Source organism: Novosphingobium sp. MBES04 (assembly GCF_000813185.1).
Taxonomy (GTDB): Bacteria; Pseudomonadota; Alphaproteobacteria; order Sphingomonadales; family Sphingomonadaceae; genus Novosphingobium; species Novosphingobium decolorationis.
In genome coordinates this window covers 394,302-415,227 of the sequence record NZ_DF850488.1, presented here as the reverse complement: position 1 = coordinate 415,227, position 20,926 = coordinate 394,302, and the positions used below count along the sequence as shown (strand labels likewise).

Sequence of the window (20,926 nt, the reverse complement as noted above, 5' to 3'; positions counted from 1 at the left end):
CGGTGCATCTGGCACGGCCCTTGCTGATCTCGTCCCGGAGTAGACATTCGGGAGTCCATCCTTGAGCGATCCAGGTACAGTCGGAGCGAACTTTGCAGGGGCAACCCTGCGCGCGCAGTCGCCCACGCACGCACAGGCGCGCGAGGCCATTGCCCGCGCCGCCGATGCGACCGGCGTCGATTTCCAGTATCTCATGGCGCAGGCCCGGCTTGAATCCGGCCTCGATCCCACGGCCCGGGCCGGCACATCGAGTGCGGCCGGGCTGTTCCAGTTCACCAATGGCACCTGGCTCGGCACGCTGGACCGGCATGGCGCGCGCCATGGCCTCTCGTGGGTCAGCGAGGCCATCGAGGGCGGGCGTATCCGCGATCCCGGCCTGCGCAGCCAGGTCCTGGGGCTGCGCTACGATGCGGACGCTTCCGCGCGCATGGCCGCCGAACTCGCGCGCGACAACGGCGCGGAGCTGACCGCCGTTCTGGGCCGCGCCCCCGATGCGACCGAACTCTATCTGGCCCACTTCCTGGGAGCCGCCGGGGCAGGCGAATTTCTTGGCGCGCTCGCCCACAATCCCGGACAGAGCGCAGCGGCGCTGCTTCCCAAGGCCGCCGCGGCGAACCGCGCGATCTTCTACGAAGGCACAGGCGCAGCCCGTTCGGTCGGCGGCGTGATGAACCTCCTGCGCGCGCGCATGGCGAGCGCCATGGGGGAAAGCGGCGGTGCGGCGCGGCTGGCGTACGATCCGGCGGTCTTTGCCGCTCCCGGCAAGGACATGCCATCGGCGAGAGCCTTTCTTGCCGCGCGCAGTGCCGGTTCGATGCCCGCCAACCTCGGGCCGCTCGCACGGGAGTTTCATGGCGGAACCAGTCCGGCCGCCGCCGCGCCGCACGTCCCCGCCCGCTCCATGGCTGAAACGCTCAAAGGTGCCTTCGGGGCCTCCGAGGCGGCCCTGCCGGGTAACGTGAAGAACGCCTACGGCAAACTCGCGAGGTTCGGCCTGTGAACCTGTTCAAGCGCATCCAGGACCCGGGCGCCCTGGCGCTTCCCGTTGGTATCCTCACGCTCATCGTCCTGATGATCGTGCCGGTCCCGGCGATCGTCCTCGACTTGTCCTTCACGCTCAACATCGCGCTTTCGGTCGCTGTCCTGATGGCGGCGATGAACGCGGACAAGCCGCTCGATTTCTCCTCCTTTCCCTCGGTCCTGCTTTTCGCGACGCTGCTGCGCCTCGCGCTCAACGTCGCCTCGACACGTGTCGTGCTGGTTCATGGGCATGAGGGCGGGGAGGCCGCAGGCAAGGTGATCGAGGCCTTCGGCGCCTTCCTCATCGGTGGCAATTTCGCGGTCGGCATCTTCGTCTTCCTGATCCTTGTCATCATCAACCTGGTGGTGGTGACGAAGGGGGCAGGGCGCGTTTCGGAAGTCTCCGCGCGCTTCACGCTGGATGCGCTGCCCGGCAAGCAGATGGCTATCGACGCAGACCTCGCCGCCGGGCTCCTGACGGCCGACGAGGCCAAGGCGCGCCGTCGTGAAGTGGCGACCGAGGCCGATTTCTACGGCTCGATGGACGGCTCTTCCAAGTTCGTGAAGGGCGATGCGATCGCCGCGCTGCTGATCCTGGGTGTCAACATCATCGCGGGCTTCTGCCTGGGCATGATCAGCCATGAGATGTCGGCCGGTGATGCCGCGCAGACCTATATCACGCTCGCCATCGGTGATGCGCTGGTGGCGCAGGTGCCCTCGCTGCTGCTTTCCATCGCGGCCGCCGTCATCGTTACCCGCGTCGCCGACACGCGCGATCTGGCCGGGCAGATCGGCGGCCAGTTCGCCAGCCCCGAGACCTGGCTGCCGGTAGGAGTCGTGCTGGGCGCCATCGGCCTCATTCCGGCCATGCCGCAGACGATTTTCCTGCCCGCTGCGGGACTGGCCCTGTGGCTCTGGCACGCCTTGCGAAAACGGGCCGCGCGCGCGGCCCTGCCCGCCGAGGTCTTGCCCGAGCCGGTCGATCCGGCGCGCATCGAGCTGGAGGACGTCTCCGACCATACCCTCGTCACCATCGAGCTGGGCTACGGCCTCGTGCAACTGGTCGATGCGCGCCACGGCTCGCCGCTGGTCAGCCGCGTCACCGGCGTGCGCAAGCAGCTGAGCCAGGCCTTCGGCTTCATCGTGCCGCAGTTTCGCGTGCGCGACGCGCTCGACATGGCGCCGCACGATTATCGCATCGTGCTGGGCGGCGTGACGCTGGGCGGATCGAGCGTTCGCGCCGACAGGGTGCTCGCCATCGATGCGGGCGAGGCGCGCAAGAACCACACCTTGAAGGGCGAGGAGACGCAGGACCCCAGCTTCGGCTGCCCTGCGCTCTGGATCGATCCGGCCGCACGTGACCACGCCATCGCCGAAGGCTTCCTGACGGTGGATGCCGGGACCGTGATCGCCACCCACCTCAACCAGCTGCTGGCCGAGCGCCCGCAGGACCTGCTCGGCCCCGACGAGGTGCGGATGCTGATCGATGCGCTGAAAGACCACGCGGGCAGCCTGATCGAGACGATCACGCCGCAGCCGCTCTCGCTGGCCGCGCTGACGCGCCTTCTGCGCAACTTGCTGGAAGACGGTATTCCCATCGCCCACCCGCTGCCGATCCTTGCCTCGCTCAGCCGCGCGGTGCAGCAGACGGTGGAGCACGACCGACTGGTCGAGCTGGTGCGCGCGGACCTGGGCGCGCTGATCGTGGGCCGGGTGTGCCCGCCCAACATGCGCCTGCCCGTGGTCACGCTCGACGCCGGGCTCGAAAGCGCCATCGTCTCGGGAATGATGGACCCGGTCACCGGGCAGCCGGTGATCGAGCCCGACCTTGCCGCCACCATCGGCCAGCGCATTGCCGAGCTTTCCGACAGCCGCGGGGCGCAGGCGATCCCGCTCGCGCTCGTCGTGCAGCCGCGTGCACGCCGCGCGCTCGCCCAGCTGCTGCGCCTGCGCGCGCCCAGCTGCCTTGTCCTCTCGATTGCCGAGCTGCCGCCCACCCAGCCCATCGAGGTGATCGACGTAGTGGGTGCGCCGCGTGCGCCCGCGCCGGGTCTGCCCGGGCCGGACGGCACAGGCGCATCCTCGCCTGAGAGTCTCGCGGCATGAAACAGGATCAGACCGTATTCACGCCGCCGACCTACTCGGTCGGTGCGCGCAGTCCGCGCCTGGGAGGGCATCGGGAGGAAGTGGCCGACCGCGTTCGTCGCTTTCTCCCGATGGTGCGCCGCCTGGCCTGGCACGTCAACGGCACGGGGCGTCCGGGGATCGAGCTGGAGGACCTGATGCAGGCGGGCCTCGTCGCGCTGACCGAGTGCGCGCAGAAACATTCGGGGCCGACCGAGGACGGCTTTGCCGCCTACGCCAAGATGCGCGTGCGCGGTGCCATGGTCGATCTCGTGCGCAAGACCGTGCCGATGTCGCGCGGAGCGAGCGAGCGCCGCCGCCAGATCGAGGCCAAGGAGCACGAACTGCGCGCCACGCTGGGCCGCGCGCCTTCGCTTGCCGAACTGGCCGAGGCGCTGGGCATGGCGGAGATGGACCTCGCCGCGATGCAGGATTCCAGTCAGCCCATGCGCTTTGAATCCATCGACGAGGTCTATTCCGACCAGAACCTGGCCTTTGCCACCGAGGAGCGCGACAGCCTCGACATCCTGGCCGATGCGGAGATGCGCGAGGCGGTGATCGCGGCGCTGGGCGATCTGCCCGAACGCCTGCGCCTCGTCATCTCGCTCTATTTCGTGGAGGAACTGAACCTCTCCGAGATCGCCGAGGTCCTGCAGGTGAGCGTCCCGCGCGTCCACCAGTTGAAGGCGCAGGCGCTCACCAAGTTGCGGGAGAGCCTCGCCGGGGTGGCGGACATTCTCTAATCCAGCGGATCACCATCGCGCCAGCGTTGGAACATCTTGAACAGCCCGAGCGCAACGCAGCCGAGCCCGGGCAGGTAGCGGACGGACTGTCCGAGCGCGTCCAGCCATGGCGAGCCGCCCGGCAGTTGAGCCGTCTCTTCGAGATATCCGATGTTGTAGTGGACCAGCCCGTCCTCGAACGGCGGTTGATGGAGCAGGAACGCGCCGACCGGGATCAGGAGGGCATAGGGCCACAGAAGATGCGCGATGCGCTCGTTCAGCCACATGGCGTCCCAGGTCCGTTCTGCGCCATATTCCATGGCGAGATCTTCCCGCTTACGAGGTCGCAAGGAGGCCAGCCCGCGTGGCGCCAGCAGACGCGCACTGAGGTAGATATACCCGGCCCATGGCAGGATCATGAGCGAGTTGTCCTCCAGCGAGGGCAGAAAGGCCTTCATGGCGACGGGGATCGAGAACCAGACGATCCAGAAGGCCCTGCTGGCGATCCAGCGCGCGTTCGACCTCCATTTTTCATCCATGATCCGCTCAGCCCGCCATTCCCATCATCGCGCCCTGCGCCCACTGGACGATGGCGTGGGGTGGCATCGCGCCCGACTGGCGCGCGATTTCGCGGCCCTTGTGGATGAGCACCATGGTCGGGATCGAGCGGATCGCGTAGCGCCCGGCAATGGCCTGTTCGGCTTCGGTGTCGAGCTTGCCCAGACGCATCATGGGTTCGAGCCGGGCGGCGGCGGCCTCGAAAGCGGGCGCATCTGGCGGCAGGGGCCGCACCAGCTGGCCCAGAAATCGACGAGCAGCGGCAGATCTCCCTTGCGCGCATGGGCCTCGAAGTTGGCCGAGGTCAGCACCAGCGGTTTGGCGGTGAACAGAGCCGTGTGACAGCGCCCACAGGTGCCGCCTGCGCCCAGTTTCGCGGTGGGGACCCGGTTCGAGGCGCCGCAGGAGGGGCAGACGACGATCTTGCTTTCGGGGCTGGTCATGGGGCGATCTCCTTGACGTTGATATGGGGCGGCGCGGCTCGGTTGGGAAGGGCGCTCAGGCGACGAGGAAGCGCAGTCGCTCGGCCTTGAAGGCGGCATCGAGCGCGTCGATGACGGCGCGGATGCGCGGCATGTCGCGCAGGTCACGGTGGACGCCGAGCCAGATTTCGCGGGCGGGGCCAAGGCCTGCGTCCTTCAGCCGTACGACACCGGGCATCGTTTCGGCGAGATACTGCGGCAGGCAGGCAATGCCGAGCCCTTCGTGCACCGCCCCGGCCTGCGCGTCGCGGCTGTTGCTGCGGTAGACGACCTGCGCCTCGGGGGCCTTTTCCAGCAGCCAGCGCGCTTCGGCCTGGTGGGCCATGTCGGGCATGACGGTGATCAGGCGGTGTCCGGGATCGGTGAGCGGCTCGGGGTGGGCGGCGAGATAGTCGGGGCTGGCGTAGAGCGCGCAGACCATCGTGCCCATGCGCCGCGAGATCAGTTCGTTGTGCTCGAAGCGGACCATGCGGATCGCGATGTCGGCCTCGCGCTCGATCAGGCTGAGCGAGCGGGTGTCGGAGAGCAGGTCAATGGAAATGCCCGGATAATCTTCGCGCAGCTTGGCGGCGGCAATGGGGATGAGCCGGTTGGCCAGCGTCTCGACCGTGGTCAGGCGCACTAGCCCGGAAAGCGCGGCGTCGCGGCCCTGTACCACGCGTTCGAGGGCCATTGCATCCTCATCCATGCGCTGCGCGTTGGCGAGGACGCTTTCGCCCAGCGGGGTGAGTTCGTAGCCGTGCGGGGTCTTGAGCAGAAGCCGGGCGCCGCTGCGTTCCTCCAACGCGACGAGACGGCGGCTCATCGTGCTCTGGCTCAACCCCAGTTCGCGCGCGGCACCCGAAAGACTGCGGGCCCGCGCAATGGCGAGGAAAGTGCGGATGTCGTCCCAGTTCATCGTCCCACCCCGGCGGCGCCTTCTATCCGTTTTTGCATGGAGGCTATGCTCATATCGCCAATGGTCATGCAAAACCAGCAGGACTATCTCCATGGACAAGCTTCCAGCGAAGCCCCGGCGGCAAACGGATCCCCCCGCAACCGCCTCCCAACTGTTTGCCGCCACTTGTCAAATTCGGAGAAGCACCATGACCAAGTACCTCGTCGTCCGTTCGGCCGCCACCGGCGCCGCTTCCGTCAGCAACCAGCTGATCGACACCTACCTTGCCGAGCTGGGCGAGGACGCTGTCGTCGTTGAACGCAACCTCGACACCGATCCCGTTCCGCACATCAATTCGGGCAGCCTGGTCGGCATCGGCCGCGCCGCGCCGGTTGGCGACAAGATGACCGACGCCTCGCTCGAAGCGCGCGAACTGCAGGACGCGCTGATCGCCGAAGTGATGGACGCCGACGTGCTGGTGATCGGCCTTCCGATCTACAACTTCGGCCTGCCCTCCACGCTCAAGGCCTGGTTCGACTACGTGCTGCGCGCCGGCACCACCTTCCAGTACACCGAACAGGGCCCCGAGGGTCTGGTCAAGAACACGAAGGCGATCGTCGCCCAGTCGCGTGCGGGCAAGTACGACGATGACGCAGGCGTCATCTTCGGCATGCCGCACCTCAAGGGCCTGCTGGGCTTCATGGGCGTGACCGACGTCGAGGTCGTTACCGCCGAGGGCATGGCCTTCGGTCCCGAAGCCGCCGCCAGCGCCATTGCCGACGCCAAGGCCGCGATTGCCAAGCTCGCCTGAGCCCGTCGGCCCAGCCCCCCTCTAGGAGTTTTTTCACATGACCCGTTCGTTCCTGAAGTCCGCCCTGATCCCGGTTGCCCTGCTGGCCTCGGTTCCCGCCATTCTCCACGCTCAGGCGGCCGATCCCGCGCCCGCCGCGGCGCAGGCCGGCACCTACAAGGTCGAGACCTCGCACACCCGCGTCGGCTTCTCGCTCATGCACTTCGGTTTCTCGGAGTGGTACGGTGAATTCGCCGATGTGACCGGCTCGCTCTCGATCGACCCCGCCAAGATCGAGAACACCAAGCTTGCCGTCTCGATCCCCGTTGCGACCGTGAGCACCACCAACGCGACGCTCGACGAGGAGCTCGTCTCGGCCGACTGGTTCGACGCCGAGGGCCACCCCACGATCACTTTCGTCTCGACCAAGGTGAAGCGCACTGGCGAGCGTACCGCCGACGTGACCGGCAACCTGACCTTCCACGGCGTGACCAAGCCGGTGACGCTCCACGCCAGCTTCAATGCGGGCGGCGTGAACCCGATGAGCCAGGCCTACACCCTGGGCTTCAACGCAACGGGTACGATCACCCGTTCGGACTTCGGCGTGAAGAACTACGTCCCCGCCGTGGGCGACGAAGTGACCCTTCGCATCAGTGCGGCCTTCGAGAAGGGCGAGTAATCCCCCTCCCTCACACTGGCCTTTCCTGAGGCCGCATACGGAAAAGGACATGGTCTCCCCAGGGGGCCATGTCCTTTTCTTTTGGTCCGCGTGAGGTGGACTCCCCGTCGAGACGCTATCCGTCGAGCCGTGGGGCGGAGGGGCTGTCGAGCGCGACGATCCGTCCCCGGTGCAACGTGAAGGCCGGGGCGTCCTCGTCGGGTTCGTTGACGAGTTCGTCGAACACCAGCTGATAGCGGACAAGGGCAATGCGGATCTCGTCCTCACAGGGCCACCCTTGCGCCAGGCGCGTGACGCTGGCGTGGCCGAGCAGGTAGGTGTGGGCGATCTCGTCCTCGCGCGACATGCTGTCATTCGCGGCAAGGGGGCTGTGGGCGCGCTCAAGCATGAGGGGATGGCCGCAGGCATGCAGGACCTGCGCGATAAGCACGTCGGCAAGGATCAGGGCGTCGGCCGGGCTCGCGGCGGCGTGGGCCTGAAGAGCGCGCCAGTCGCGGATGAAACGCTGGCGCTGCTCGGGCAGCAGCGAGGCAAGCGGGCGAGGTTCCTCATCTCGGGATAGAGGTGCCGGGGCGACAGCGGTCTGTCTCGCCTGGGGGCGGACCATGCGCTTGCGCGCGCGCAGGTATCCCAGTGTGGCAAGGCCGACGCTTCCCAGCAGCATCGCAACGCCGGTCGCCAGGATCAGGTTGGCAAGCCATTCGGCCATGGGCAGGTCGGTCACGGCACACCTCCGGGTAGAGCGCGGCGCGATTCGGCAAACACGGGAAAACGGGCAGCGCGATTTCGTGATCTGCCCAAAGCAACCTTGGAAGTGCCGCCTGGTTCCCGAAAGGCGTGGACTTTGCCCTCAGGCTCGCGTTCGAGCGGCTCAGCCGCCGGCCGCTCGTTCGGCCAGAAGCGCGGGCGTCAGCACCTGGGGCAGAACTTCGCCCGGACCTTGCTTCGGGTACCAGACATAGAGCGGGACACCGGCTGCACCCTGCTCGGTCAGGTAGCGGGTGATCTCGGGATCGCGCCGGGTCCAGTCGCCGCGCAGGACAACGACATCGGCCGCCTCGAAGGCCGCCCGGGTCTCCTCGCGCTCGATGGCGACGTTCTCGTTGACCTTGCAGGTCAGGCACCAGTCCGCCGTCATCCACACGAAGACCGGCTTGTCGTCCGCCCGGGCGGCAGCGAGTGCCTCGGCGCTGAAGGGGCGGGTGGCGAGGATCGAGGCGGCCTCGACCGGCTCGGGCGCGGCGGCGGGCAGGAGCGCGAGGCAGGCGAGCGCGTCGAACAGCGCCAGCAGCGCCGCCGGGCGGGCCTTGCGCCCCTTGCGCTGCGCCCGGCCCACCCCGAACAGCGCCAGCACCAGAAGCACTGCGAACAGCAGCGTAACGGCGAAGTAGACCTCACCCCCGACCTTCCACACCAGCCAGCCCAGCGCGAGTGCGGTGAGGCCCATGGGCAGCGCCATCCAGCGCCGGAAGGTCGTCATCCACTTGCCGGGGCGGGGAAGGCGGGTGCGCAGAGCGGGCACGAAGGCAACCGCCAGGAACGGAAGGGCAATCCCCAGCCCCAGCGCGGCAAAGAGCGCAAGGGCGGGCACTACCGGCAGCAGCAGCGCTGCGCCCATGGCGCTCGCCATGAAGGGGCCGGTGCAGGGCGTTGCCACGAACGCGGCGAGAAGTCCGGTCGCAAAGGCGCCTTGCGGGCTGCCCTCGCTGGCAAATCCGGGGACGGCAAACTCGAAGAGGCCCAGGAGGTTGGCGGTGATCGTGGCGGCCAGCAGAAGCAGCGCGACGACCACGACCGGCTCCTGGAGCTGGAATGCCCAGCCCACCTGTTCGCCCCCGGCACGAAGCGCGAGGAGAACGCCGCCGAGCGCAAGGCAGGCCACGACGACGCCCGCCGTGTAGGCCAGCCCCTCGATCCGGGCGTGCGCTTCGCTCTCGCCCGCCCGTGCAAGCGAAAGGGCCTTGAGCGAAAGGATCGGGAAGACGCAGGGCATGATATTGAGGATGAGGCCGCCCGCCAGCGCGGCAAGCAGCAACCAGGGCAGGGCGGGCAACTCGGGTGTATCCGCGCCCTTGAGCGGGGTGCCGCCGGTGGGAACCGGTCCCGTCTTCGCGGTGAAGGCGAGACCGTTGCCAAAGCCGTCGAGCTTGAGCACGCCGTCCAGCACCTCGGGATCGCGCGGAGCAAAATCCGCACGCGGGATGGTGACGAGGAGCGTGTCGTCCTTGCGGGCGAAGGTCTGCGGGGCCGCGTAGTCGACGACCTTGTCCTGCGCGAGGAAGACATGCGGGTTTTCCAGCTCGACCGAAGCGGGGAGCGGGATGGCGAGGCGTAGCGTCTTGGCGTCCAGCGCCTTGGTCGCCGGCGCGTCGAGCGGCGCTGGCAAGGCGCGCTGCCATTTGGCAAACTTGGCTTCGGCCTTGGCGTCCGCCTTGCCCAGCACGACTTCGGTGGCGAGTTCGGCGCGCTCGGGCACGCAGATTTCCTCGGTGCAGGCGAGCCACTGCGCCTTGACGCGGATCGGGATGCGCGCGCCGGGCTTGGCATCTGCGGGCAGGGTCACGGGCACGAGTACGGCGTAATCGCTCTCGTAGACGTGGTTCATCAACCCTGCGACCAGCAACGTGTGGGGCACGGGATAGCGCTGATCGCCTGCGCGGGCACCCTCGGGCAGGCTCCAGTCGAGCTGCATGCCAAGACCCGCATCGCCGGGATTGAGCCAGTAGCCGTGCCAGCCCTTTTCAGGGCTCATGGCGATGGCCAACGTCGTCTCCTTGCCCGCTTGGGCGCCGGGCGCGGCCACCAGCTTGGCCGCGATATGGTTGGGGGCGGCCATGGCCACCGGGGCCAGGAGAAGCAGGGCGAAGGCTGCGAGGAGTTGACATATACGTGTCAAAAACAGGCTATAACGACGCGAATTCATAGAACTTACCTTGCGCCCCACGTGCGAGATCCCGGCCGTTCGTTCCCTTGGGGATTGTCGGCTCTCCCGCCTGTGCCCGGTGCGCGCCGACAATTCAAGGAACACCCATGCGCCTGCGTCTTTCCACCCTCGCTCTTGCGACCGGCCTTGCCACCGCCGCGATGGCCTCACCGGCCCTGGCCCAGGACGCCGCGCCCGAAGCCCAGGCCGCGCCCCAGCTGATCGTCGCGATCTCGGTCGACCAGTTCTCTTCCGACCTTTTCGCGCAGTACCGCCAGCGCTTTTCCAAGGGCTTCACGCGCCTGCTGGATGGTGTCGTGTTCCCCTCGGGCTACCAGTCGCACGCCGCGACCGAGACCTGCCCGGGCCACTCCACGCTCTTGACCGGCGTTCACCCGGCGCGCACCGGCATTCCGGCGAACGGCTGGATGGATCCCGCGCTCGCGCGCGCCGACAAGGAAATCTACTGCGTCGAAGACGAGCGCGATCCGCGCAGTTCGTCCGACAAGCCGGTGGTCAGCCCGGTGCACCTCAAGGCACCGACTCTCGGCGATCTCATGAAGAAGCGTGATCCGCGTGCAATCAACGCGGCGGTTTCGGTCAAGGACCGCGCCGCAGTCATGATGAGCGGGCACGACACCGATGCCGTCTACTGGTTCGGCGAGGAAGGCTACACGACCTTCCTCGACCGCAAGGTTTCGAAGAGCGTTGCGGCCTACAACGCGCAGATCGCCCGCAAGGTCAGGGCCGGGGCTGCCGAGATGCCCGTGCCGGGCGATTGCTCGCGCCGCGACCATGCCACGCCCATCGGCGATTTCACCATCGGTACGTACAAGTTTCCCTTCAAGGCGGGCGACTACAAGGCGTTCTCGGAAAGCCCGCGCGGCGATCTCGCCACCGCCGACATGGCCGTGCGCCTCGTCGATGAACTGGGCATGGGCAAGGACGCTGTCACCGACCTGCTTTCGGTCAGCTTCTCGTCGACCGACAAGGTTGGCCATGCCTTCGGCACCGAGGGCGTGGAGATGTGCATCCAGATGAACACGCTCGACACCGCGCTCGGTACGCTGTTCGACGCGCTCGACGCGCGCGGGATCGACTACGAGGTCGTGCTGAGCGCCGACCACGGCGGTTTCGATGCGCCCGAGCGCCAGCAACTGCGCGGCAACCCGCATGCGGGCCGCGTCGATCCTTCGCTGACTGCCGCCGCACTCGAGGCCGAAGTGGCCCGCCGCACCGGCGTGAGCGTTCCAAGCGGGCACCTCTTCTACGGCGCCGGGGAATCGGGCAGCGTGTGGCTCGCGCCCGACCTTGCGGGAAAGAACAAGCAGACCGTGGTGGCAAGCCTGCTCGACGTGCTGCGCGCCAACCCGCAGATCGAGGCGGCTTTCTCGCACGATGAGATCATGGCCGAGCCCATGCCCGAAGGCGCCCCGCAGGACTGGACGGACCTCCAGAAGGTGCGCGCGTCCTATGTGCCGGGGCGCTCGGGCGAGGTGCAGATGCTGACCCGCCGCGGGATCGTGCCCGGCAAGGCCAAGCCCTTCAAGGTCGCCAGCCATGGTAGCCCGTGGGATTATGACCGCCGCGTCCCGATGCTGTTCTGGCGCGAAGGGATCCAGGGATTCGAGCAGCCCGATCCGGTCGAAACCGTTGATATCGCGCCCACTCTTGCTGCCACCGTGGGCCTCTCCGCACCTGTGGGCACGTGGGATGGAAGATGTCTCGACATTGATGCGACGGAGGCCGATAGCTGCTCTTCATGAGCGACTCGGATACACGCATCCCGACTGGCGCGAAGGAGCGCCGTGATCTCATCATCCTGGGCGGCGGTCTCGTCGGCATGACGCTGGCGCTGGCCGCGGCCCGGGCCGGGATCTCCAGCCACGTGATCGACCGCGCCGACCCGGCGGACCTCGTTGCCGAGGGCGCGGACGGCCGCGCCTCGGCGGTTTCCACCGCGAGCTGGAACCTGTTCTGCAACATCGGTCTTGGCAAGCGCCTCGAGCCTCTGGGCTGCGCGATCGATTCGATTGCGGTGACCGACGGCATGAAGCCGGGCCGGATCGACTTCCAGCCCAAGCCCGATGAGGGCACGCTGGGCCGCATGTACGCCAACCGGGATCTGCGCATCGCGCTGTTCGAGGCGGCCAAGGACGAGCCCAACATCGCCTGGCACGTCAAGACCGAGGCCGTGCGCCGCGATCGCGGACCCCACGGGGTGGAAGTCGAGTTGAGCGACGGGCGCATCCTCACCTCCTCGCTGCTGGTGGCGGCCGAAGGGCGCCAGTCGCCCACCCGCGACGAGGCCGGGTTCTCGATGGCGAAGTGGGATTACCACCACCGCGCCATGGTGACGGGGCTCTTCCACTCCAAGCCGCACGGCGGAACGGCCTGGGAAATCTTCTATCCTGCAGGGCCCTTTGCGCTGCTGCCGCTGCTCGACGACGCGCAGGGGCGCCATCGCAGCGCGCTGGTCTGGACGGTCGCCGAGAAGGACGCAAAGGGCGTCATCGCGATGAGCGATGCGATGTTCCTGAACGAGGTTGCCGAGAAGATGCACGGTGTCCTTGGCGATATCGAACTCTCGGCTCCGCGCATGAGCTATCCCTTGCGCTTCCATCATGCCGTGAACGTGGTCGACGAGCGCCTCGCGGTCATCGGCGATGCCGCGCACGGCATGCACCCGATCGCGGGGCAGGGCCTGAACCTGGGCCTGCGCGACGTGGGTGCGCTGGTCGAAGTGCTGAGCGAGGGCATGCGCCTGGGCCTTGAACCGGGCGATGCGCAGCTGCTGGCGCGCTACGAGAAGTGGCGCAGCTCGATTCGGTCATGGTCATGGCGGCGACCGACACGCTTACCCGCCTGTTCGGTATTCCGGGCCGCGTGCCAAGTGCCGTGCGCCGTCTGGGCATGGGCGCGGTCCAGCGCCTGCCGGCTCTCAAGCGCTTCTTCATGGACGAGGCGCGGGGCATGTCCGGCAAGCTTCCCGAGCTTCTGCAAGGCTAGGGAGGCGGGCTGGACCTCGCGTTCCGAGTTGCAGTCAAAGAGAAGGTGGAAGGTAATTTCTCAAGGGGTTGTTACCCCTTGACCCCAAACTCGGCGACCTCACCTCTCTTAGCCAACGCAGCGCGAGAGCCTTGAGCTCGACAGTTCGGGGAGCCCGATGGCGATGGCCCTCGGATATCTCTTCCTGATCTTCGAGTCTTTTTTACGCGGGTCTGGCGTCTCGCGCGCGCTCTTCCGTCAGCTCCGCGCTTCAGGCCGACGTGCCCGGCCCGACAGCGTGAAGTGCACACCTTCAGGATCGAACGTCAGCCGGGCTTCGCCTTCAAAATAGCCCGCGACGATCCGTTCGATCAGGGTGGAGCCGAAGCCGCGCTCGGTGGGTACCTCAACCCGGGGGCCGCCGCGCTCGGCCCATTCGAGCGTGCAGGCGGCGTCCGCGCCGTTCCAGGTGAGCGCGATGGTTCCGCCCGTCTGGGAAAGCGCGCCATACTTGGTGGCGTTCGTCGCCAGTTCGTGGAGCCCGAGCGCGAGGCCGAGTGCCTGGCGTGCGCCAAGGAGCAGCGGAGGACCGGACAGCACGAAGCGCGGGTCGTTCTCGCCCTGCATGTGCGGGCCCAGGGCCGCCGAAATGAGGGCGCGTACGTCGATGTCATCGAGGGCCGAACGGGTCAGCACATCCTGCGCACGCGCCAAGGTCAGAAGGCGCGCATCAATGGCCTTGCGGGCCTGTTCGACATCCGGGCTGCGGCGCAGCGTCTGCGCCACGATGGACTGCACGATGGCGAGCGTATTCTTGACCCTGTGGGTCATCTCCATGGCGATTTCGTGCTGTCCGGCGCGCAGGCGCTCGGCTTCGGCATGGGCGGCGCGGCTCTTCTCCAGCGCGGCGCCCAGTTCGATTTGCGACATCGCCTGGCGCGCGAGTATCCGCAGCATGCGGATCTGCTGCGCATCGAGGGTTCGCGGCTCATGGTCGATCACGCACAGCGTGCCCAGCGCATGCCCGTCGCGTGTCACGAGGGGAAAGCCTGCGTAAAAGCGGATGCCCGGCTCTGCGGTCACGAACGGATTGTCCGCGAAGCGCGGGTCACGGCGGGCATCGGGAATGATGAAGGGGACGTCCTCGCGGATGGCGAACTGGCAGATCGAGACATCGCGCGGGGTTTCGGAGATGTCGATCCCGATGCGGGCCTTGAAGAACTGGCGTTCGGCTTCGACGATATTGACCAGAGCGACGGGCACGTCGCAGATTTCCGCGGCCATGGCGACGATGTCGTCGAAGTCCTGTTCCGGTTCGGATGTCAGGGAATAGCGCGCAAGTGCCTCGAGCCGGGCGTCCTCGATCGGATCGGCCCGGTTCTGGTCTGGTGTGTCGGTCATGTCCGGTGCTCTCTCGGGCTCAGTCTTCGCCCGATCCGGCGTCATTCTCAGCGGCTTGCGACGGGCTTCCCTGGCTGGGCGTTGCGAGCGGGCTGGGTTGATCGATGGCGCGGCCCTCGGCGTCCTTGAGGCGCCGGGGTTCAAGCATCGCGGTTGTCTCGAGCAGGCTCAGCGCCTTCTGGGCGTTCTCGTAGCGATGCGCATCGGCGATCCAGTTGTGCGCGGCCTCTGCGCCGGGCAGGCGCTCCACTTCGCGAATAGCCCCGTCGATGCGGCGTGCGGTCAGCATGATGCGCGCGCGCTCGATCCGGGCGCGGGGCGAGACCAGCGCGGCGGAATCGCGGCGCACCGTGAACAGCGAGGTCAGCTCGCCCCGGGCGCGGTCCCAGAAGCTGATGTCGCGGCCCGAAACGCTCAGTTCGGGGGAGAGGGCCTCGAGCCGTGCGCTCAGTTCGTCGATTGTCACCGGCTCCTTGGAAAAGGCGATGATCGTCTCGACCGCGCGGGGCTGGGCGTCCATGAAGCGCAGGCGCAGCTGGTCGGCGACGTAGCTCAGCGGTTCGCCGCGATCGACCATGCGGCGTGCGGCAAAGGCGATCAGCAGGCTTTCGGCGCGCGCGGCATTGCCCGAGGCGGCGTCGGTCTCGAAATCGATGCGCGAGAGGCGGTTCTCGATCATCGCGAGGCGCCCTTCCATCGTGCCGAGCGCGGCAAGCTGGTCCGGCGAAGGATGCCCGGCGCCCGGGCTCGGCAGGGGAAGGGGATCGGGGATCTCGACAGGCTCACCGACAACCGCCGTTTCCGCAGCCGGAGCCTCGGACATTTCGGCCGTGGGCAGGACCTGTTCGAGCCAGCCACGCGAGGACGCCCAGGCGACGAAGGCGGCGCCCAGCAGGAACGCCACGAAGGCGACGAAGACCATGCCACCGCGCGAACGCGGGCGTGGTCCCGGCACGGTTTCGCGCGCAAGTGGTTGTGTCTCGAAGTCCTGCATCAGGTCTGGCATCAGGTCTGGTTGTCTACTTGTATCGATCCCGAGAGAGCCTCTTGGCACATCTGTGCGGCCAAGGCCAGCAAGGCGGCGTCGCTGGGTTCGGGGGCGCAGCGCACACTCCCCCACGGGCTATGGAGTCGCGCGGATACACGCGGGCCGATGGCCACGAGATGAATGGCACCTGTCGCAAGGCCCCATTCTCGGCATAGATCCTCGAAACGGACCGCCGCTTCGCCCGAGTGGAGAAGAACCAGGACAGCGCCCTGTGACATATCGCGCAGGCGTTGCCGCAGGGCCTCAGGGGCAGTCAGCGCCTCGCTGGCGTAGACCTCGCGCGTGGTCATGGTGACGCCTTCGGGCAGGTGAAGCGCCACCCGTTCGCGCCCGGCAAGGCGCAGCAGGCGGCGGTGTTCGGGCGCCAGCGTATCGAGGACGGACTGGAGCCCTCCGCGGCCGGTACAGACCACGTCGAGCCCGGCGGCCCGCGCGGCCTGGGCGGTCTTCTGGCCGACCGCATAGGCGGGTTTGCCGCGATAGGCCTCCAGCGCACCGCCGCCATGGCGCAGCGCGTTCGCGCTTCCCAGCACGAGCGCATCGATATCGTCGCAGGCCGGGGCCTCCCAGGCTTGCGGGCGGACTTCGAAGAGCGGGTAGGCTTCGGCGGCGAGGCCCAGCTTGCGCGCGGCCTCCAGGCTTGCCTGCGCGCCCGGCTGTGGTCGCAGGATGAGGACGGGGAGGGGCAGGGAGGCGCCTTGGGCGCTCACGTCGGCGGACCGGTGAAATGCACGGTGACGGCCGGACTTGCGCGCGACAGGAGGTCGGCGGCGAGGTCGGCGGGCCCCTTCAGGTCGCCCGAGGCGAAGCGAACCTCGCCCTCGATCCGCTCGCCGCCGTCCGGGGAATAGATCGCCGCGCGCATGTGGAGCTGTTCGCCTTCATGGCGGGTGAGAACGGCAATGGGGCTGTGGCAGTTGCCGCCAAGCCCTTCGAGCAGGGCGCGTTCGGCCAGAACCGCGGCGCGGCTGGGCGCATCGTCGATGGCCGAAAGGAAGGCGGCGGTGCGGGCGTCATCGGCGCGGCACTCGATCAGGATTGCGGCCTGCGCGGGGGCCGGGAACCAGTCCTCCTCGTCGAGGGGATGGCCCGTGCCGGTTTCGCCCAGGCGCTTGAGGCCGGCGGCGGCGAGGAATGTCGCGTCGGCCTCGCCCGCGGCGAGCTTGGCAAGTCGCGTGGCGACATTGCCGCGGAAGGTCACCACCTTGCAATCCGGCCGGGCGTGGAGGAGCTGCGCGGCCCGGCGCGGCGCGCTCGTCCCCACGACCGCGCCCGAGGGCAGCGCGGCGATGCTGGCCGCGCCCACGAGCACGTCGCGCACGTCTTCGCGCGGGAGTACCGCGCCAATGGCGAAGATTTCGGGGCGCAGCGTCTCCACATCCTTGGCCGAATGTACCGAAAAGTCGATTTCCCCTTCGGCCAGCCAGGCGTCGAGCTCCTTGGTCCAGAGCGCTTTTCCCCCGATTTCGGCCAGAGCGCGGTCCTGGATGCGATCTCCGCTGGCAGTCACGGCCACGATCTCTATATGCGCAGGATTGATTCCATGCGCCTTTGCCAGGCGGTCGCGGGCCTCTTCGGCCTGGGCCATGGCAAGTGGCGAGCGGCGGGTGCCGAGGCGGAAGCGCGGATTGGGCGCGGTGGTCTGGGTAGTCATCGTGGAAACCGTGCTAGCGCCTGGGCGCGTCCAGGAAAAGGTCGTTCGGCCAAAGTGAGCGAGGTAGCGTGAGGATGACGATTGTCCTCGGAATAGAAAGCTCGTGCGACGAGACCGCCGCGGCGCTGGTGACGGCAGACCGCACGATCCTGGCGCAGCGCATCGCGTCGCAGGACGAGGAGCACAAGCCCTTTGGCGGCGTCGTGCCCGAGATCGCCGCGCGCGCGCACGTCGAGCGCCTTGCGCCGCTGATCGAGGGCACGCTGGCCGATGCGGGGATGCGCCTGGACGAGGTCGATGCGATTGCCGCGACGGCAGGGCCGGGCCTCATTGGCGGGGTCATGGTCGGGCTCGTTTCGGCCAAGGCGCTGGCGATGGCGACAGGCAAGCCGCTGATCGCGATCAACCACCTGGAAGGTCATGCCCTTTCGCCCCGGCTTGCCGATGCGAGCCTGGCCTATCCCTATCTCCTGCTGCTCGTTTCAGGCGGGCACTGCCAGATCCTGCTGGTTGAAGGGGTGGGCAGGTTCCGCCGCCTTGCCACGACCATTGACGATGCGCTGGGCGAGGCCTTCGACAAGTCGGCCAAGGTGCTGGGGCTGGGCTATCCCGGCGGTCCGGCACTGGAGCGCCTGGCTGCGAGCGGCGATCTCAAGGCCGTGCCGCTGCCGCGCCCCTTAAAGGGCAGCAAGGAGCCGCATTTCTCCTTCGCCGGTCTCAAGAGCGCGGTCCTGCGCGCGCACCAGTCGGGCGAGTACAGCGCGGCCGATATCGCCGCCTCGTTCCAACAGGCCGCGATCGAGTGCATCATCGACCGCACGCGCCGCGCTCTCAAGAGCATCGCGGATGTCGCACCGACGGCCCTCGTCGTGGCGGGCGGGGTTGCAGCCAACACCGCGATCCGCACCGCGCTCGAAGGGCTGGCCGCCGATTTCAAGCTGCCGTTCATTGCCCCGCCACTCAAGCTGTGTACGGACAATGCGGCGATGATCGCCTGGGCCGGTGTGGAACGCCATGCGCTGGGGCAGAGCGATCCGCTCGACGTTTCCGCGCGGCCGCGCTGGCCGCTCGATCCGGACGCCGAGGCGGTGCGCGGAGCCGGAGTGAAGGCATGACGACGATAAATGCAAGCGGTCTGGCGGTCGGGGTCATCGGCGCAGGCGCCTGGGGCACGGCGCTTGCTCAGGCGCTGGCCCGTGCGGGCAACCAGGAGGTGAAGCTCTGGGCGCGCGAGGCGGATCTTGCCGCGCGCATCAACGAAACCCGCGTCAACGACACCTATCTGCCGGGCGCCGAGCTTGATCCGGCGATCCGTGCGACCTCGGACCTTGGCGAGATGGCTGAGCTTCCGGTGTTGCTGGCCGTGGTCCCTGCGCAGTTCCTTGCCTCGGTGGTCGGGCAGCTGCCTGCCGCAGAGCGCGATCTGGTGCTTTGCGCCAAGGGGATCGAGGCGTCCAGCGGGCGGCTGATGGCCGAGGTCGCGGCCGAGGCCGCGCCGGGCAGCCGTCTTGCCGTGCTTTCGGGGCCCACCTTCGCGCATGAGGTCGCCGCGGGTCTGCCCACGGCCATCACGCTTGCCTGTTCGGGCGGTGAGGCGCAGTGGCAGCGGCTCGCGCCTCTGATCGCGAGCCCGGCGTTCCGTCCCTACTATTCCGAGGATGTGATCGGGGCCGAGATCGGCGGCGCGATCAAGAACGTGCTGGCGATTGCCTGCGGCGTGGCCGAGGGGCTGGGCCTTGGCCAGAATGCGCGCGCGGCGCTGATCGCGCGCGGCTATGCCGAGATGCAGCGCTTTGGCCTTGCGCGCGGAGGCCGGGCCGAGACGCTGGCGGGCCTGTGCGGTCTGGGCGACCTGGTGCTGACCTGTTCCTCGACATCGAGCCGCAACTTCTCGCTGGGTCTGGCGCTCGGGCAGGGCCAGAGCGCGGCCGAGGCGCTGGCGGGCAAGAGTTCGGTCGCCGAAGGGGCGGCCACCGCGCCGATCCTCGATGATCTTGCCCGGCGCGAGGGCATCGACATGCCCATCGTCGCCGCGGTCCGCCGTCTTCTCGAAGGCGCTGCGCCTGCGGGTGAAGTCGTCGCCGATATCCTTTCGCGCCCCTTGCGCTCGGAGCAGGAGCGCCTGGGTTGAACGACAGTGTTTCGCGCGCCGAGGCTGGCCGGGACAAGCAGGACGGCGATGACATTGCCGCACTGGCCAAGGGCGGGCGCACCAATTTCCTGGGCTTTTTCCTGCGCCTTGCCGCGCGCATTCCCTTCCTGTTCATCGCCGGGCGGGCGGCGGCCTACGGGCCTGCCGCGCTCGGCCGCTTCGCTTCCGCGCTCGTCATCATTGAGCTGACCGCAATGGTCTGCACGATGGGCGAGAAGCGCGGGCTGGCCCAGCGCATGAGCGAGGCTGAAGGCAAGGAACTGCCCGCCAACACCGTTTTTGATGGCGTGGCGGTCTCGCTTCTGGCCTCGTGTGCGGCGGCGCTGTTCTTCTGGTTCGTGCCCGCCCCGATGTTCCCGGGCGGCACCTATACCCAGTTCGACCGGCTGATGGTGATCGCGATCCCGCCGCTGGCGCTGACCGAGATCTGGCTGGCCGCGCTTGCCTATCGCCTGCAGATCAGTCCCACGGTCTGGTCGCGTGCCATCGTCGAGCCCTGGACGATCTCGATCATGGCGGGCCTGATGATCTTCGTCGCGCCCGAAAGCGGGCTTTCGCTCGCCTATATCGCCTCGATCTTTGCCGCTGCGATCACCGCCTTCGTGCCCTTCATCCGCGCCTATGGACGGCCGCGTGGCTGGCGTCCGCGCGTGAGCGTCATGCGCCGCCTCGTCGTGCGCTCGATGCCGATTGCGCTGGCTGATACGATCGAGTGGGGTACGCGCCGTGTGGACGTGCTGTTGCTGGGCTTCCTCGCGCCGCCCTCGGCGGTTGGCGTCTACTACGCCGCGCAGCAGGTTGCGAGCCTGCCGCAAAAGCTCAAGACCAGTTTCGAGCCGGTGCTGGGGCCGGTCATCACCCGCGCGCTCAAGCGCAAGGACTATGGCGCGATTGCGCGCCAGGTCAGCCAGGTGGGCTTCTGGATCATGGCCGCGCAGGTGGCCATCGCGCTGTCGCTGGGCATCACCGGCGAGGGTGTCATGGGCCTGATCGGGCGCGAGTTCGTCGGCGGGACGGGCGCGCTGGCGCTTCTGCTCGCCGCCGAAGTCGTCGCCTCGACCGCCGTCGTCAGCGAGGCGGCGCTGATCTACGTCCACCGTGTGCGCAACCTGGGCGTGTCGCTGGCCACCATCGGCTTCCAGGCGGTCCTGACGTTCGCCGGGATTCTGCTCATGCAGCACCTGGGCTACAATTCGCTGTTCCAGGCCGCGGCCGCGGCGGGCGCGCTCTTCATCGCGCTGGGGCTCGCCTCGGTGGTGAAGGCGAAGATGCTCGCGAAGTTCCTGGGCCATCCGATCAACAACTGGCGCTGGCCGCTGCTCTGGGCGGCAGCCCCCGCGGTGGCGATCGGCTTCGTCTTCACGCAGTATCTCCCCGAGTGGGTGGAACTGGCCTTCGGTATCCCCGCGATCCTGGGGTCGTACCTTTTTGTCATCTGGAAGAAGGCCTTCGGGCCTGAAGACCGCAAGCTGTTCCAGAAGACCAAGTCGAACTGATCGCCGCTGGCA

Annotated in this window: 17 protein-coding genes and 2 pseudogenes; 10 read left to right on the top strand and 9 right to left on the bottom strand. The window is 68.0% G+C overall.

Going from position 1 to position 20,926, the window contains the following annotated elements:
- The first annotated feature begins 61 nt into the window (after positions 1 to 61).
- From MBENS4_RS01815 to MBENS4_RS01805, 3 genes are read left to right on the top strand one after another with little or no spacing between them, the layout of a single operon-like run.
- Positions 62 to 1,000 (top strand): lytic transglycosylase domain-containing protein, encoded by a 939-nt coding sequence (locus tag MBENS4_RS01815; RefSeq protein WP_242404738.1) that lies wholly within the window; start codon positions 62 to 64, stop codon positions 998 to 1,000.
- Positions 997 to 3,126: a flagellar biosynthesis protein FlhA gene (locus MBENS4_RS01810; protein WP_039388322.1), complete on the top strand. Its 2,130-nt coding sequence runs from the start codon at positions 997 to 999 to the stop codon at positions 3,124 to 3,126. The genes MBENS4_RS01815 and MBENS4_RS01810 overlap by 4 nt, the downstream gene beginning before the upstream one ends.
- A complete protein-coding gene (locus MBENS4_RS01805) occupies positions 3,123 to 3,887 on the top strand; it encodes a sigma-70 family RNA polymerase sigma factor (RefSeq protein ID WP_039388320.1) in 765 nt (254 codons plus the stop codon). Before MBENS4_RS01810 ends, MBENS4_RS01805 begins: the two co-directional genes overlap by 4 nt.
- On the opposite strand, the gene MBENS4_RS01800 is transcribed toward MBENS4_RS01805, so the two are convergent.
- From MBENS4_RS01800 to MBENS4_RS01790, 3 genes and pseudogenes are all read right to left on the bottom strand, one after another.
- Entirely contained in the window at positions 3,884 to 4,405 is a 522-nt protein-coding gene (locus tag MBENS4_RS01800; RefSeq protein WP_039388318.1) for a hypothetical protein, read from the bottom strand. The two genes, MBENS4_RS01805 and MBENS4_RS01800, sit on opposite strands and share 4 nt — an antisense overlap.
- Positions 4,406 to 4,412: 7 nt before the next feature.
- A pseudogene (trxC, locus tag MBENS4_RS01795) lies at positions 4,413 to 4,867 on the bottom strand (thioredoxin TrxC).
- A gap of 55 nt (positions 4,868 to 4,922) precedes the next feature.
- Complete coding sequence (locus MBENS4_RS01790; protein ID WP_039388315.1) at positions 4,923 to 5,804, bottom strand: LysR family transcriptional regulator; 882 nt, start codon at positions 5,802 to 5,804, stop codon at positions 4,923 to 4,925.
- A gap of 187 nt (positions 5,805 to 5,991) precedes the next feature.
- On the opposite strand from MBENS4_RS01790, the gene MBENS4_RS01785 reads away from it, so the two are divergent.
- Both MBENS4_RS01785 and MBENS4_RS01780 read left to right on the top strand, forming a co-directional pair.
- A complete protein-coding gene (locus MBENS4_RS01785; protein WP_039388313.1) occupies positions 5,992 to 6,594 on the top strand; it encodes an FMN-dependent NADH-azoreductase in 603 nt (200 codons plus the stop codon).
- 37 nt (positions 6,595 to 6,631) lie between these two features.
- On the top strand, positions 6,632 to 7,252 hold the full coding sequence (locus tag MBENS4_RS01780; protein WP_039388312.1) for a YceI family protein: 621 nt from the start codon (positions 6,632 to 6,634) through the stop codon (positions 7,250 to 7,252).
- A 115-nt stretch (positions 7,253 to 7,367) separates the two neighbouring features.
- On the opposite strand, the gene MBENS4_RS01775 is transcribed toward MBENS4_RS01780, so the two are convergent.
- Together MBENS4_RS01775 and MBENS4_RS01770 are read right to left on the bottom strand one after the other, a co-directional pair.
- Positions 7,368 to 7,976, bottom strand: coding sequence for a hypothetical protein (locus MBENS4_RS01775; protein WP_039388311.1), 609 nt, complete (start codon positions 7,974 to 7,976; stop codon positions 7,368 to 7,370).
- Positions 7,977 to 8,123: 147 nt separating this feature from the next.
- A complete protein-coding gene (locus MBENS4_RS01770) occupies positions 8,124 to 10,175 on the bottom strand; it encodes a protein-disulfide reductase DsbD family protein (protein ID WP_039388310.1) in 2,052 nt (683 codons plus the stop codon).
- Between the two features lie 107 nt (positions 10,176 to 10,282).
- On the opposite strand from MBENS4_RS01770, the gene MBENS4_RS01765 reads away from it, so the two are divergent.
- Together MBENS4_RS01765 and MBENS4_RS01760 are read left to right on the top strand one after the other, a co-directional pair.
- On the top strand, positions 10,283 to 11,941 hold the full coding sequence (locus MBENS4_RS01765) for an alkaline phosphatase family protein (RefSeq protein WP_039388309.1): 1,659 nt from the start codon (positions 10,283 to 10,285) through the stop codon (positions 11,939 to 11,941).
- Positions 11,938 to 13,184, top strand: a pseudogene (locus MBENS4_RS01760) (UbiH/UbiF/VisC/COQ6 family ubiquinone biosynthesis hydroxylase). Before MBENS4_RS01765 ends, MBENS4_RS01760 begins: the two are co-directional and overlap by 4 nt.
- A gap of 237 nt (positions 13,185 to 13,421) precedes the next feature.
- On the opposite strand, the gene MBENS4_RS01755 reads toward MBENS4_RS01760, so the two are convergent.
- The 4 genes from MBENS4_RS01755 to hemC are packed head-to-tail and all read right to left on the bottom strand — an operon-like array spanning position 13,422 to position 17,266.
- Positions 13,422 to 14,564: a sensor histidine kinase gene (locus MBENS4_RS01755; RefSeq protein WP_052321934.1), complete on the bottom strand. Its 1,143-nt coding sequence runs from the start codon at positions 14,562 to 14,564 to the stop codon at positions 13,422 to 13,424.
- 19 nt (positions 14,565 to 14,583) lie between these two features.
- Positions 14,584 to 15,570, bottom strand: coding sequence for an MICOS complex subunit MIC60 (locus MBENS4_RS01750; RefSeq protein WP_239026351.1), 987 nt, complete (start codon positions 15,568 to 15,570; stop codon positions 14,584 to 14,586).
- The gene (locus MBENS4_RS01745) at positions 15,570 to 16,322 is read right to left on the bottom strand and encodes a uroporphyrinogen-III synthase (RefSeq protein ID WP_242404737.1); all 753 of its coding nucleotides are present in this window, start codon (positions 16,320 to 16,322) and stop codon (positions 15,570 to 15,572) included. The genes MBENS4_RS01750 and MBENS4_RS01745 overlap by 1 nt, the downstream gene beginning before the upstream one ends.
- Complete coding sequence (gene hemC, locus MBENS4_RS01740) at positions 16,319 to 17,266, bottom strand: hydroxymethylbilane synthase (protein WP_039388306.1); 948 nt, start codon at positions 17,264 to 17,266, stop codon at positions 16,319 to 16,321. Before hemC ends, MBENS4_RS01745 begins: the two co-directional genes overlap by 4 nt.
- 74 nt (positions 17,267 to 17,340) lie before the next feature.
- Between hemC and tsaD the strand changes: the two genes are divergently transcribed.
- From tsaD to MBENS4_RS01725, 3 genes are read left to right on the top strand one after another with little or no spacing between them, the layout of a single operon-like run.
- Positions 17,341 to 18,381 (top strand): tRNA (adenosine(37)-N6)-threonylcarbamoyltransferase complex transferase subunit TsaD, encoded by a 1,041-nt coding sequence (gene tsaD, locus MBENS4_RS01735; protein WP_039388305.1) that lies wholly within the window; start codon positions 17,341 to 17,343, stop codon positions 18,379 to 18,381.
- A complete protein-coding gene (locus MBENS4_RS01730; RefSeq protein ID WP_039388304.1) occupies positions 18,378 to 19,397 on the top strand; it encodes an NAD(P)H-dependent glycerol-3-phosphate dehydrogenase in 1,020 nt (339 codons plus the stop codon). Before tsaD ends, MBENS4_RS01730 begins: the two co-directional genes overlap by 4 nt.
- Positions 19,394 to 20,914 carry a lipopolysaccharide biosynthesis protein gene (locus tag MBENS4_RS01725; RefSeq protein ID WP_039388303.1) on the top strand — a complete coding sequence of 507 codons (1,521 nt, stop codon included), beginning with the start codon at positions 19,394 to 19,396 and terminating at the stop codon, positions 20,912 to 20,914. The genes MBENS4_RS01730 and MBENS4_RS01725 overlap by 4 nt, the downstream gene beginning before the upstream one ends.
- Positions 20,915 to 20,926 lie beyond the last annotated feature (12 nt).

Excerpts from the sequence above, each read along its gene's own strand:
- MBENS4_RS01805 (WP_039388320.1), top strand. The coding sequence starts at position 3,123 with ATGAAACAGGATCAGACCGTATTCACGCCGCCGACCTACTCGGTCGGT.
- MBENS4_RS01800 (WP_039388318.1), bottom strand. The coding sequence starts at position 4,405 with ATGGATGAAAAATGGAGGTCGAACGCGCGCTGGATCGCCAGCAGGGCC.
- MBENS4_RS01790 (WP_039388315.1), bottom strand. The coding sequence starts at position 5,804 with ATGAACTGGGACGACATCCGCACTTTCCTCGCCATTGCGCGGGCCCGC.
- MBENS4_RS01785 (WP_039388313.1), top strand. The coding sequence starts at position 5,992 with ATGACCAAGTACCTCGTCGTCCGTTCGGCCGCCACCGGCGCCGCTTCC.
- MBENS4_RS01780 (WP_039388312.1), top strand. The coding sequence starts at position 6,632 with ATGACCCGTTCGTTCCTGAAGTCCGCCCTGATCCCGGTTGCCCTGCTG.
- MBENS4_RS01770 (WP_039388310.1), bottom strand. The coding sequence starts at position 10,175 with ATGAATTCGCGTCGTTATAGCCTGTTTTTGACACGTATATGTCAACTC.
- MBENS4_RS01765 (WP_039388309.1), top strand. The coding sequence starts at position 10,283 with ATGCGCCTGCGTCTTTCCACCCTCGCTCTTGCGACCGGCCTTGCCACC.
- MBENS4_RS01755 (WP_052321934.1), bottom strand. The coding sequence starts at position 14,564 with ATGACCGACACACCAGACCAGAACCGGGCCGATCCGATCGAGGACGCC.
- MBENS4_RS01750 (WP_239026351.1), bottom strand. The coding sequence starts at position 15,570 with ATGCCAGACCTGATGCAGGACTTCGAGACACAACCACTTGCGCGCGAA.
- hemC (WP_039388306.1), bottom strand. The coding sequence starts at position 17,266 with ATGACTACCCAGACCACCGCGCCCAATCCGCGCTTCCGCCTCGGCACC.
- tsaD (WP_039388305.1), top strand. The coding sequence starts at position 17,341 with ATGACGATTGTCCTCGGAATAGAAAGCTCGTGCGACGAGACCGCCGCG.
- MBENS4_RS01730 (WP_039388304.1), top strand. The coding sequence starts at position 18,378 with ATGACGACGATAAATGCAAGCGGTCTGGCGGTCGGGGTCATCGGCGCA.